Raw genomic sequence first — 332 nt, forward strand, 5'->3', positions numbered from 1 at the left:
TGAAACTCTATTATTTTATGTTGTTTTTATTCGCTAAAATCAAAATGATTCCAGAGTGTGGGGAACCCTAAAGGGTTTCCCAACACTCTGTAAAAAGGCATCAGAGATTATACAATCTCTGATGCCTTTTTTACATCTTTTAACTATTTTTAGCCATGAATCTTAAACGTATTCCTAGTAGCAGAAGCATAAAACCGATGAATGGAACGTAATTCGTATTGTGTCCTGTAGCTGGAAGTTGTTGATTATTAGAAGAACCTTGTCCTTTTTCTGGTAAATTAGGTTTTTCTACTCCCTCACCTGGCTTCTCTGTTCCTTCACCTGGTTTTTCT

Annotated in this window: 1 protein-coding gene; it reads right to left on the reverse strand. The window is 35.8% G+C overall.

Annotated elements, in window-relative coordinates:
* Positions 1 to 139: 139 nt before the first annotated feature.
* The coding region (locus tag C4S65_RS25155; RefSeq protein WP_118414116.1) for an LPXTG cell wall anchor domain-containing protein at positions 140 to 332 on the reverse strand (193 nt) is incomplete at its 5' end.

The sequence above is a fragment of the Bacillus sp. ok061 genome (assembly GCF_900108285.1).
In the GTDB taxonomy this organism is placed as follows: Bacteria; Bacillota; Bacilli; order Bacillales; family Bacillaceae_G; genus Bacillus_A; species Bacillus_A thuringiensis_S.